The 12,084-nt window shown below is 47.5% G+C and carries 12 protein-coding genes and 2 tRNA genes; 11 read left to right on the top strand and 3 right to left on the bottom strand.

Annotation, left to right across the window (positions count from 1 at the left end; translation table 11 throughout):
• Nucleotides 1-222: 222 nt before the first annotated feature.
• The 7 genes from ORJ00_RS01680 to ORJ00_RS01650 all read left to right on the top strand — a co-directional run bounded on the left by ORJ00_RS01680 (nt 223) and on the right by ORJ00_RS01650 (nt 6,709).
• The gene (locus ORJ00_RS01680; RefSeq protein ID WP_027669549.1) at nt 223-1,023 is read left to right on the top strand and encodes an enoyl-CoA hydratase/isomerase family protein; all 801 of its coding nucleotides are present in this window, start codon (nt 223-225) and stop codon (nt 1,021-1,023) included.
• Nucleotides 1,023-3,008, top strand: coding sequence for an acetyl/propionyl/methylcrotonyl-CoA carboxylase subunit alpha (locus ORJ00_RS01675; RefSeq protein ID WP_306138793.1), 1,986 nt, complete (start codon nt 1,023-1,025; stop codon nt 3,006-3,008). The genes ORJ00_RS01680 and ORJ00_RS01675 overlap by 1 nt, the downstream gene beginning before the upstream one ends.
• Nucleotides 3,005-3,919, top strand: coding sequence for a hydroxymethylglutaryl-CoA lyase (locus ORJ00_RS01670; RefSeq protein WP_306138791.1), 915 nt, complete (start codon nt 3,005-3,007; stop codon nt 3,917-3,919). Before ORJ00_RS01675 ends, ORJ00_RS01670 begins: the two co-directional genes overlap by 4 nt.
• Nucleotides 3,920-4,242: 323 nt before the next feature.
• On the top strand, nt 4,243-4,944 hold the full coding sequence (locus tag ORJ00_RS01665) for a CoA transferase subunit A (RefSeq protein WP_305974723.1): 702 nt from the start codon (nt 4,243-4,245) through the stop codon (nt 4,942-4,944).
• Between the two features lie 10 nt (nt 4,945-4,954).
• A complete protein-coding gene (locus ORJ00_RS01660; protein WP_027669553.1) occupies nt 4,955-5,614 on the top strand; it encodes a CoA transferase subunit B in 660 nt (219 codons plus the stop codon).
• A 129-nt stretch (nt 5,615-5,743) separates the two neighbouring features.
• A complete protein-coding gene (gene parS / locus ORJ00_RS01655; protein ID WP_027669554.1) occupies nt 5,744-6,193 on the top strand; it encodes a type II RES/Xre toxin-antitoxin system antitoxin in 450 nt (149 codons plus the stop codon).
• Between the two features lie 45 nt (nt 6,194-6,238).
• Nucleotides 6,239-6,709, top strand: a complete 471-nt coding sequence (locus ORJ00_RS01650) for an RES family NAD+ phosphorylase (RefSeq protein ID WP_027669555.1) — start codon at nt 6,239-6,241, stop codon at nt 6,707-6,709.
• Here the strand turns inward: ORJ00_RS01650 and ORJ00_RS01645 are convergent.
• Nucleotides 6,698-7,579 carry an NAD(P)-dependent oxidoreductase gene (locus ORJ00_RS01645; RefSeq protein ID WP_306138790.1) on the bottom strand — a complete coding sequence of 294 codons (882 nt, stop codon included), beginning with the start codon at nt 7,577-7,579 and terminating at the stop codon, nt 6,698-6,700. The two genes, ORJ00_RS01650 and ORJ00_RS01645, sit on opposite strands and share 12 nt — an antisense overlap.
• An 86-nt stretch (nt 7,580-7,665) precedes the next feature.
• On the opposite strand from ORJ00_RS01645, the gene ORJ00_RS01640 reads away from it, so the two are divergent.
• Both ORJ00_RS01640 and ORJ00_RS01635 read left to right on the top strand, forming a co-directional pair.
• A complete protein-coding gene (locus ORJ00_RS01640; protein ID WP_027669557.1) occupies nt 7,666-8,145 on the top strand; it encodes a glutathione peroxidase in 480 nt (159 codons plus the stop codon).
• A gap of 70 nt (nt 8,146-8,215) precedes the next feature.
• The gene (locus tag ORJ00_RS01635; protein WP_306138789.1) at nt 8,216-9,205 is read left to right on the top strand and encodes a 2-hydroxyacid dehydrogenase; all 990 of its coding nucleotides are present in this window, start codon (nt 8,216-8,218) and stop codon (nt 9,203-9,205) included.
• A gap of 51 nt (nt 9,206-9,256) precedes the next feature.
• Here the strand turns inward: ORJ00_RS01635 and ORJ00_RS01630 are convergent, their stop codons facing one another.
• Nucleotides 9,257-10,054, bottom strand: coding sequence for a DUF481 domain-containing protein (locus ORJ00_RS01630; protein ID WP_306138788.1), 798 nt, complete (start codon nt 10,052-10,054; stop codon nt 9,257-9,259).
• A 164-nt stretch (nt 10,055-10,218) separates the two neighbouring features.
• Nucleotides 10,219-11,628 carry a glutamate--tRNA ligase gene (gltX, locus tag ORJ00_RS01625; protein WP_306138787.1) on the bottom strand — a complete coding sequence of 470 codons (1,410 nt, stop codon included), beginning with the start codon at nt 11,626-11,628 and terminating at the stop codon, nt 10,219-10,221.
• 200 nt (nt 11,629-11,828) lie between these two features.
• Here gltX and ORJ00_RS01620 point away from each other — a divergent pair.
• Both ORJ00_RS01620 and ORJ00_RS01615 read left to right on the top strand, forming a co-directional pair.
• Nucleotides 11,829-11,904: transfer RNA gene (locus ORJ00_RS01620), tRNA-Val, on the top strand.
• A 104-nt stretch (nt 11,905-12,008) separates the two neighbouring features.
• Nucleotides 12,009-12,084: transfer RNA gene (locus tag ORJ00_RS01615), tRNA-Val, on the top strand.

Below are 12,084 nucleotides of genomic sequence, written 5' to 3'. Positions count from 1 at the left end.
ATGGCCTTCAACGGTCTCAGAAAAAAACACATCCGCACTTGCTGGTTCAGCGGTAAAGGCAAGCGCGCAGTACACTTTGACCAGAACCGTGTTTTTCAAGGACGAAAAACACGAGCCTACACGGATGTATTCACGGCGTGTTCTGGCAAAGTCGTACTGAGAGATTGCCGGTTGAATGAATATTTTCGCTCAAAGAACACTAACACTGTCGGAGAACCACGAATGAGCCAGGTTTACACACAAGTCAGTATCGATACCCGCGGCGTAGCAACACTCATGCTAAACCGCCCAGAAGTGCATAATGCCTTTGACGACGCCATGATTGCAGAGTTATTAGCCGTGCTTAAAAGCCTTGCCGATAACGACGACGTACGTTTATTGGTACTTACCTCCAGTGGTAAAAACTTCTCTGCCGGTGCCGACTTAAACTGGATGCGTTCGATGGCGCAAAAAGACTACCAGCAGAACTTGGCTGATGCCGATGAACTGGCAAACCTGATGCACAAGCTAGATAAATTTCCCAAGCCAACCATCGCACAGGTGAAAGGCGCAGCATTTGGTGGTGCGCTTGGCTTAGTTGCCTGCTGCGATATCGCCATTGCTGAGTCTAAAGCCAGCTTCTGCTTAAGCGAAGTCAAAATTGGTTTAATCCCCGCCGTTATTAGCCCGTATGTTATGCGCGCCATAGGCGAGCGCCAAAGCCGGCGTTACTTTTTAACCGCAGAGCGTTTTTCTGCCACAGTCGCACACGAAATGGGCTTATTACATGAAGTGGTTGGTGAAGGCGAATTAGCCACCAGTACCGAGCACCTCATTAGCAGTCTGTTACAAAATAGCCCGCAAGGCATGAGTGCGGCAAAAGCCCTAATTCATAATATTTATAACCGTAAAATCAGCAATAATGTTATCGCGCATACCACACAAGCTATTGCTGAAATTCGTGTATCAGACGAAGGCCAGGAAGGGTTATCAGCGTTTTTAGAAAAACGCACACCCGCCTGGCTTGGCAAGGAAGGATCATAATGTTTCGCAAAATTTTAATCGCTAACCGTGGCGAAATTGCCTGCCGCGTAATAGATACCGCGCATAAACTCGGTATCCGTTGTGTTGCCGTATATTCCGAGGCTGACGCCAACGCCCGTCATGTAAGAATGGCAGATGAAGCCTACTTGCTCGGCCCTGCGCCAAGCAAAGACTCCTATTTACGTGCAGACAAAATAATCGCTATTGCCAAACAAAGTGGCGCTGAAGCGATTCACCCAGGCTACGGATTTTTATCTGAAAACGAAGAGTTCGCCAAAGCGTGTGATGCTGCCGGCGTTGTTTTTATTGGCCCTCCGGTAGGCGCCATTACGGCTATGGGCTCGAAAAGCGCGGCTAAAGCAATCATGCAACAGGCAGGCGTTCCGCTAGTGCCTGGCTATCATGGTGATGATCAATCCGATGCGTTACTGGCCAAAGAGTCAGAAAAAATTGGCTACCCGCAACTGCTAAAAGCAGCTTATGGCGGCGGCGGAAAAGGTATGCGTGTGGTGTGGAAAGCAGCAGAGTTTGCCGATGCCCTGGCCAGTGCCCGGCGAGAAGCCAAAGCCGGTTTTGGTAACGATAAAATGCTGATTGAGCGCTACTTAACCAAACCGCGCCATATCGAAATTCAGGTATTTGCTGATAACCATGGCAACGCCGTCTATCTGGCTGAACGCGACTGCTCTATTCAGCGTCGTCACCAGAAAGTCATTGAAGAAGCCCCTGCACCAAACTTCAGCGCAGAGCAGCGCAAAGCGATGGGTGAAGCTGCGGTAAAAGCCGCCAAGGCCATTGATTACCGTGGTGCGGGTACCGTTGAGTTTTTATTTGACGAAGACGGCTCATTTTATTTTATGGAAATGAACACCCGCCTGCAGGTTGAGCATCCGGTAACGGAAATGATTACCGGTCAGGATCTGGTTAATTGGCAATTACTGGTCGCCGCAGGCGAGCCTTTGCCGTTAACACAAGATGAAATACAAATTGATGGCCATGCCATTGAAGTGCGTGTGTACGCTGAAGATCCAGAAAACGATTTCCTGCCCGCTACCGGTAAACTAACTTACTTACGCCAGCCTGAAGCCAACCGCCATGTGCGGGTAGACACCGGTGTGGTAGAAAATGACGAAGTATCACCGTTTTACGATCCTATGATCGCAAAGCTTATCGTTTGGGATGAAAGCCGTGATCGTGCTATCGCCCGTATGCTGCGAGCTTTAGATGATTACCGTATAGCCGGTGTTACTACCAACCTGAGCTTTTTAACCAGTTTAACCGAGCACCCGGCATTTAAAGCGGCAGAGCTGGATACCAACTTTATTAACCAGCATCAAGATAGTTTATTTGCCCCGGCGAATAAGCAAAATAATCAGGCATTAGTGTTAGCCGCTCTGTTTATTTTACAACAGCAAAAAGTACCTTCGACGCAAGCAAACCTGTCTAGTCCCTGGCAGTTTAGCCATGGCTGGCGACTGAATGAAACGCCAACGGTCAATCTTACCTTGCTTGAGGGAGAAACAACGCATCAGTTAACCATTCAACAATTACAGCAGCACTATATCGTTGATGTTGAAGGCCAACAGCTTTGCTGTACGGCGCAGCTGAACGGCGATGAGCTTAGCGCGGTGCTGGGTGATCACCGCAGCAAAGTGCGGGTCAGCCAATATCAAGACACTATTAGCGTGTTTATTAAACACCAACGCTACGACTTTATTTATCAAACAGAAGTCGCGGTGCTAACCGACGGCGCCGAGCATGCCGGCAGCTTAACCGCACCGATGAATGGCACCATCGTTGCCGTGATCGCGCAAAAAGGGGCCAACGTGAATGCCGGCGATACCCTGATAATTATGGAAGCGATGAAAATGGAATACAGCATTAAAGCGCCAAAAAATGGCGTAGTGAATGACGTATTTTACGCGGCAGGTGATTTGGTTAAAGACGGCGCTGAGTTAGTTGATTTTACACCGGAGGACGCATGAGTTTCCCCAAACACGTCCGCATTGTTGAAGTAGGCCCACGTGATGGCCTGCAAAACGAAGCCAGTGTCAGTGCAGCAGATAAAATCACATTGATTAACATGCTAATGGCTGCAGGTCATAGTTACATTGAAAGCGGCGCCTTTGTATCCCCAAAATGGGTGCCGCAAATGGCAGACTCTGCAGAGGTATTTGCCGGCATTACACGTAAAGCCGGTGTTACCTATGCGGCACTTACGCCTAATTTAAAAGGCTATGAAGCTGCTAAAGCGGCGGGCGCCAGCGAAGTGGCTATTTTTGGTGCGGCTTCTGAAGCCTTTAGTCAAAAAAACATTAACTGTACTATCGCTGAAAGCTTAGAACGCTTTGCGCCTGTGATGGCTGCAGCTAAAGCCGATGGCATTAAAGTACGCGGTTATGTGTCTTGTGTTGTCGGTTGCCCTTATCAAGGTGATGTAGCACCCACTGAGGTAGCGCTGGTTGCCAAAGCATTGCTGGAAATGGGCTGCTATGAAATTTCACTGGGCGATACCATTGGTGTCGGCACCCCAGACAAAGTCAATGCCATGCTGGATGCGGTATTGTCGATGGTACCAGCAGATAAACTTGCCGTGCATTTTCATGATACTTATGGCCAGGCGTTAACCAATATTTACGTCGCGCTAAGCCGTGGTATTCGTGTAATTGACAGTGCCGTGGCCGGTTTAGGCGGCTGCCCATACGCCGCCGGGGCGTCAGGCAATGTTGCCACTGAAGATGTGGTGTATTTACTTGACGGGCTTGGCATTTCGCACGGTATAGATTTAACTGCGCTGGCCAAAGCCGGCTGGTTTATTACCGACAAGCTGGGGAAGCAGCCTAGTTCTAAAGTAGGATTGGCACTTAGGGCCAAGTGCACGCAAACTGGTAGTTAGTTAACAGCAACAACTAAGGTTCTTCGAACACGGTAATCACTCCGTACTACTTTGCCGGAACACGCCGTAAATACGTCCCTGTAGGCTCGTGTTTTTCGTCCCTTAAAAACACGGTTCCGGTCAAAGTGTACTGCGCGCTTACCTTGGCACAGATGCCAGCGGATGCGGATGTGATTTTTTCGGCGACCGTTGGAGGCCATGGATGGCCAGAATCGAGCCCCATGGATGGTTTATGGCGTGTCGCAGAAAAAACTTCACGCAGCAGCCGCGCAGTCGAAGAGCAGTTCGCAACAGATAGTTCAGCAAAGAACAGAGGACAACAAATGGCAGGGTTTAATAAAGTCGTACACAGTTACGAAGACGCCATGGCAGGCCTGCAAGACGGCATGACCGTTATTGCTGGTGGCTTTGGCTTATGCGGTATTCCTGAAGGCTTAATTGCCCGGATTAAAGAAATGAAAACCAAAGACTTAACCGTAGTATCAAACAACTGCGGTGTAGACGGCTTTGGTTTAGGTATCCTGCTAGAAGATCGCCAGATCAAAAAAATGGTCGCCTCATACGTGGGTGAAAACGCCTTGTTTGAAAAACAGCTGCTTAATGGTGAGTTAGAAGTAGAACTGACACCACAAGGCACCCTGGCAGAAAAAATGCGTGCTGGCGGTGCTGGCATTCCGGCATTTTTTACGGCCACCGGCTACGGCACCCCAGTTGCTGAAGGTAAAGAAACCCGTGAAATTGACGGCCGTCACTATGTGTTAGAGCCTGCCATTACAGGTGACTTTGCCATAGTGCGCGCCTGGAAAGCAGACCGTTACGGTAACCTGGTGTTTCGCCACACCTCAATGAACTTCAACCCGATGGCGGCTACCGCCGGCAAAATTACTGTGGCTGAAGTAGAAGAGATTGTCGAGCCGGGCGAGTTGGACCCCTCACAAATTCACACCCCGGGTATTTACGTGCAGCGCGTGATCAAAGGCAACTTTGAAAAACGCATTGAACGTCGTATGGTTCGTCAAGGTTAAGGAGGCAACAATGGCTTTATCTCGTGAACAGGTTGCCATGCGCGTCGCGCAAGAGCTGCAAGACGGTTACTACGTTAACTTAGGCATCGGCATTCCTACACTTGTAGCTAACTACGTGCCGGCTGGTATAGAAGTTATGCTGCAATCAGAAAACGGTTTATTAGGTATGGGCCCCTACCCAACCGAAGCTGAACTTGACGCCGATATGATTAATGCCGGTAAAGAAACCGTCACCGCCATTAAAGGCGCGGCAATTTTCAGCTCCGCCGAAAGCTTTGCCATGATCCGCGGCGGCCATGTTGATTTAACCGTACTGGGCGCCTTTGAAGTAGATCAAAACGGCAATATCGCCAGCTGGATGATCCCAGGCAAACTGGTAAAAGGCATGGGCGGCGCGATGGATTTAGTTGCCGGCGCGCAAAATATTGTGGTGACAATGACCCACGCTGACAAATACGGTAACAGTAAACTATTGAGCGACTGCACCCTGCCCTTAACGGGCGTAGGCTGCGTGAAAAAAATTGTTACTGATTTAGCTGTATTAGAAGTACGTGAGGGCGCTTTCCATTTGTTAGAACGCGCACCAGGTATTTCTGTTGAAGAGATCCAGCAAAAAACCGCCGGTAAGTTGGTCATTACAGGCGATATTCCTGAAATGGTATTTAATTAACGCCAAAGGCGCGTTGCTGTAGCAGCTACGCGCCTTTTTATACCCACCTCTGTTATAACTCTACCTATACTTTGACCAAAACAAAATCAACTGATAAAATTATAGCTATCATTTGATAGCGAGGTGGTTATGATTGCGCTGGTAAAAGAATTTACGCCACAGCTATATGCTGGCAATACTATTTGGCAACAGTTAGGTATAGCTGAACGTGGCCCTAAGCTTTATCAAGCATTACACAACGGTTTCGCCTACAGCGTTTTTGAACGTCTTGCCTTAATTTCAGCTTTGGACAAAAAACAGTTGGCGTCAGTATGTCAGCTTGCACCCGCTACTTTAGCTCGCCGGGCAAAAAGCGGTAAATTCTCTCAAGATGAAAGTGACCGACTGTTTCGCTTTGCAACGGTATTAGTTGCCGCGACAGCATTATTTAACGACGACATGCTAGCAACTAAACGCTGGTTAACCGAACCGGTATATGGCTTGGGTGACAAGGCCCCGCTGGATATGTTGGCAACCTCTGCTGAAACTCAAGCCATACTGGATTTAATTGGCCGTTTAGAGCATGGGGTGTTTGCGTAATGTATCACCGAACACCTTCCTTCCCTGTTCAGCAACAATTAGCCCATGGCTGAGTTCAACATTTACCGCTTAGTGCATACTAAATGGGCTTCTCAGGCATTTGATGGTGAAGGCGCTCGCTTATATGGTGGCCGCTGGAATAGCAAAGGCCAGTTATGTATTTATACTGCAGGAACAGAAGCACTGGCGATGTTAGAAGTGCTGGTACACTTAAATAACCGTATTGCCCTGGCACAGTACAGGCTATTCCAACTGACGCTTCAGGATACCGATTTATTGCGAATTGGTATTAACAGCTTGCCATTAAGCTGGCGTGAACAACCCGCTACAGCAGAAACAGCGCGTATTGGTGACAGCTGGCTTACAGAATGTGCCAGTCTGGCGTTAGCGGTGCCCAGTGTTGTTGCGCCGCGGGAAAACAATATTTTGCTTAACCCGCAGCACAAAGATTTTAATCAATGTATCAGTAATATTACCGAACTAGACTTTCTGCCCGATCCCAGATTAACGCTTTAGCCGTGCCAGCAAACTGGAGGTATCCCAGCGGCTACCGCCCATCTGCTGTACTTCACTGTAAAATTGATCTACCAATGCCGTTACCGGTAAATGGCTACCGTTTTCACGCGCTTCGGCTAATGCAATACCTAGGTCTTTACGCATCCAGTCTACAGCAAAACCAAAATCGTATTTGCCATCAAGCATTGTTAACGATCGATTTTGCATCTGCCACGATGACGCCGCACCTTGCGATATCACCTCGACAACTGCCGAAGTATCTAAGCCCGCGTTTTGGGCAAAATTTAATGCCTCAGCAAGCCCCTGCACTATCCCGGCAATACAAATCTGATTCACCATTTTGGCTAACTGACCTGAGCCGGCTGGCCCCAGCAACTTAGCACAGCGTGAATAACACATAATTGCCGCTTCAGCTTGTGCAAAGTCGCCTTGTTCACCACCAATCATAACAGTGAGTACGCCGTTTTCAGCGCCTGCCTGACCGCCCGATACCGGCGCATCTAAAAAGCCAATACCCTGTTGCTTAGCGGCCTGAGATAGCTCTCGCGCTAAGTTGGCAGAGGCAGTTGTATGGTCAACCATAACCGCACCAGCCTGCATACCAGCTAGCACACCATGCTCGCCATAAACAACCGAGCGAACATCATTGTCGTTACCAACACACATAAACACCAGCTCAGCGCCTTGCGCCGCCTTAGCCGGGGTGTCAGCAAAGTTGCCACCATATTGCTTAGCCCATTGCTGTGCTTTAGCCGTTGTGCGATTAAACACCGAAACCTGGTAGCCTTTCTGTTGCAAATACCCAGCCATGGGGTAACCCATTACACCCAAACCAATAAAGGCAACTTTTTTAACACTGTTATTTGACATATTAATGACTTAAAACTGTGACATACTGTGGCGCTGAGCTTACAAAGATATCGGCCGGATTGAAAGCACTAACAGAAGGAAACATTATGCCAAATGTGCATCAGTACAAGATAAAAGACGGTCAGGGTAACGACATTGATTTAAGTCAGTTTCGTGGCAAGGTATTGTTAATTGTGAACACGGCTAGCAAATGCGGATTTACACCGCAATATAAAGAGCTGGAAGAGCTGCACCAGAAATATCATGACAAAGGCTTAGTGATTTTAGCATTCCCGTGTAATCAGTTTGGTGCCCAAGAGCCCGGCTCCAATGGCGACATCCAACAGTTTTGTGAACTTAATTATGGTGTTAGCTTTGGCGTAATGGCCAAACTGGCAGTAAACGGCCCTGATGCTTCACCCTTGTTTGAACATTTAAAAGACAGTGCCCGTGGCCTGATGAAAACCCGCGCGATTAAATGGAATTTCACTAAGTTTTTGGTCAATAAAGACGGTGATGTCGTTAAACGTTACGCGCCCCGCACCAAACCAACCAGTATCGCTGCAACAATAGAAGACTTGCTGTAACTTTGATCCAGCGCTAAAAACCGCACTGATATTTGCGCTAAGCTTTAGCGCAAATAATGGGAGACATGCCATGAAAGTTGCCGTATACAGCGCCAAACAATATGATCAAGATGGATTCAGCCGATGGGCCGACACTAGCTTACAATTTCAGTACCTGGACACTCGCCTGACAGCAGACAGTGTTAAGTTGGCTGCAGGCTGCCATGCTATCTGTGTCTTTGTAAACGACGAGCTTAATGAACAGGTGCTTCGGCAGTTATCTGAATTAGGTATAGAGATGGTAGCACTGCGCTGTGCAGGCTTTAACAATGTAGATATCGCTGCGGCAAAAGAATTGGGGATCCGCATTGCACGCGTACCGGCTTATTCGCCAGAAGCGGTAGCGGAACATACTGTTGGCATGATCCTTTGCTTAAACCGTAAACTGCACAAAGCATACAATCGGGTACGTGATGACAACTTTGCCCTTGATGGCCTGCTGGGGTTTAATCTATTCGGCAAAACCGTTGGTTTAATTGGCACCGGCCGCATAGGGCTTGCAACCGCACGTATTCTGCGCGGTTTTGGCTGTGAGTTATTATGCCACGATACCACACCGTCAAATACCATCCTTGAGCTGGGTGGACGCTATGTGCCCCTGGCCGATTTATATGCGCAAAGTGACATTATTAGCCTGCACTGCCCACTGACACCTGACACCCGACATATGATTAACCATTACAGTATTGGCAGTATGAAAGATGGTGTAATGCTTATTAATACCAGTCGTGGTGCTCTCATTGATACAAAAGCGGTTATTTCGGGTTTAAAAAACCGTAAAATTGGCTATTTAGGGCTGGATGTATATGAGCAGGAAGCCGATTTGTTTTTTGAAAACCTGTCTGATCAAATGATTGATGATGATATATTTCAGCGCTTACTAACATTTCCCAATGTATTAATTACAGGGCATCAAGCGTTTTTTACCAAAGAGGCATTACAGGAAATCAGTCAGATCACCAGCGACAATTTACTCGCATTTGCCAGCAATACCGAAACTGGGAATGAACTGGTTAACTAAGCTGATTAAGTAAGCTGGTTTAATAGATCGCACAATGAAGTACCACCCGGCTTAGAAGGTGTATACCAGTGATGCCGATGTTTCTGTATCCGTGGTACGTAAATTGCCTTCCGGCTGAGAGTTATACTTAACCACAAAGTTAAACCGCATAGACAGCTTATCGGCCATCTTTGCCGTAATGCTGCTACGGCTTAATACGGTAGAGTTTTCGCCATCCAGTGACATCGCGCTTTCTAACGACTGGCGAAAACTGGTGGTATCAAATAAAGCATAATCAAGATTCGCCGCTAAAAACCAAATCAGACCGCCATGACTAACGCCAGCTGCCGTTTGTTGATAAGAAAAACCCGGGCCAGTTTCTAAATCTAAATAGCTGCTAAGTTTCTCATACAACCTATTACCATAACCAACAGTCAGCGAGGCCTGCTGCCGAAACGAACCAAATTTATCATGTGCATAGGCTGCACGACCAAAAATAGACTCACGCCCTTTGACTAACTTATAGTTGCTTTGGCTGGTAAAACCGTATCGGCTGGCTGTAGTGACTTGATGCTTGCCACTGCTATCGCTATTTACGACATTATTTTTTTGCAGCAAACTTTGAAATTGATAGCGGTTACGAAAGTATTCCATATCGTGCACCAATTCACTGTTTGCCCGAATGGCAAAGGAATCAGTGTTACCAGAGCTAAACAAAAAACCCAGTTCAACATCGCCGGTAACCGTGCCAAAAAAGCCAATAGGCTGTAAAGGTTCTTCGCTACTCGCCGAGATGTCGGTTTCTGCAGCGTATACCTCAGACAAGAGTAACAGCAGTGTAAGGCTAATAGCCGTTAAGAAACGTTGCATTGTGTCGTTACATCACTCCTGTTTATGCATTGACCTATAAATGCACATAATTGTAGACCACAATTTTTTGCCACTGCTAATCTTGGTATTGTATCAAGTAGATTTGCTCAGCCCAGTAGCCCGGACTGAGCAATTTGTGCATTTAACGTGTTTTACGCCAGGCTTTACTCAGCTGCGCGTTGTTGTACATAAGCGATAGCTTGTTCTAAACGAGCAAGACTGCGCGTTTTACCCACCAATGCCAGGGTGATATCCAATGCAGGCGAGTTACCACCACCGGTTACTGCGACACGAAGCGGCATACCAATTTTGCCCATGCCAACGCCAAGTTGTTCTGCCGTCGCATTAATAGTCTGATGGATAGCTTCTACCGACCAATCCGTTAACTCTGCCAGTTTGGCAGCAACGGTTTGCAATGGTTCCAAAGCGACCGGACGTAAATGTTTTTTTGCTGCATCAGCATCAAATTCTAAGAAGTCCTCATAGAAATAACGGCTAACCTCAACCATTTCTTTCAGCGTTTTCACCCGCTCAGCCTGGGCCACAACTAAATCGGTTAACAAAGGTCCTTGGCTTATATCCAGTTTTTGCTCAGTAATATGCCATTGCAGCTGATGCGCGACCTGCTCTGCCGGCAAAGTTTTCATGTAATGCTGGTTTAACCAAATCAACTTGTCGGTGTTAAACGCCGATGGCGCCCGGTTACAACTATCAAGATCAAATAACTGTATCAGCTCATCTTTGCTGAAAATTTCCTGATCGCCATGAGACCAGCCCAACCGAACCAAATAATTTAGTAAGGCTTCTGGTAGAAATCCATTATCACGATATTGCATAACGCCTACCGCACCGTGGCGCTTAGACAAACGCTTACCGTCGTCGCCCAGAATCATCGGCACATGAGCATATTTAGGAATATCCGCACCTAAAGCCGCCAGAATATTCATCTGTCGTGGCGTGTTGTTGACGTGATCATCTCCGCGGATAACATGGGTAATGCCCATTTTCCAGTCATCTACCACTACGGTTAGGTTGTAAGTTGGAGTACCGTCACTTCGGGCAATGATCAGATCATCCAATTCAGCGTTAGCAATTTCAATACGACCTTTGATCATGTCTTCAATAACCACAACGCCACTTTGTGGATTTTTAAAACGAATGACAAAGGGTTTATCCGCCGGGTGGTCGGTACGGTCGCGCCACATACCGTTATAACGCGGTTTTTCGCCTGCTGCAGTTTGTGCTTCACGCATAGCGTCAACTTCTTCTATGGTACAAAAGCACTTATAAGCATTACCCTCTGCTAGCAGTTGCGCAACCACTTCTTTATATAAATCAAAACGCTTTGTTTGGTAATACGGGCCTTCATCATGGTCTAAACCTAACCATGCCATGCCCTCTATAATTGCATCAACTGATTCCTGCGTCGAACGCTCTAAATCAGTATCTTCAATACGTAATATAAATTTACCGCCTTTCTTTTTGGCGTATAACCAGCTAAACAGCGCAGTACGAGCGCCGCCTACATGCAAATAACCAGTGGGGCTTGGCGCAAAACGGGTAACAAGAGACATAGTTTATCCATCACAGTGCAATAATGTAGGGTATTGTAACAATGCCCAAGGTAGGATGCACCCGCTAAGGTGTTCTATGGCGATCTGTTTTGCTGGAAAATCGCCCCTAGTGTCTACTTTTGCAGCAAGCAAACCACAATTACCAAAATAATGTTGACAGCTTTTTCATGCTCCCTATAATGAGCGCCATCAAACAGCGTGGATTGTTAGCTCAGCTGGGAGAGCACCGCCCTTACAAGGCGGGGGTCACTGGTTCGAACCCAGTACAATCCACCACTTGATGTCTTATCATGAAGAGCCGCCCGCTCTTTACGACGAGACGATTGACACTGATTAAACCCAGTACAATGCACCAATTTGATATTAAAGACTTATCCCATGGATTGTTAGCTCAGCTGGGAGAGCACCGCCCTTACAAGGCGGGGGTCACTGGTTCGAACCCAGTACAATCCACCA

This window comes from Rheinheimera baltica, from assembly GCF_030731985.1.
Taxonomy (GTDB): Bacteria; Pseudomonadota; Gammaproteobacteria; order Enterobacterales; family Alteromonadaceae; genus Alishewanella; species Alishewanella baltica.
This window is presented reverse-complemented; position numbering and strand designations above follow the sequence as displayed.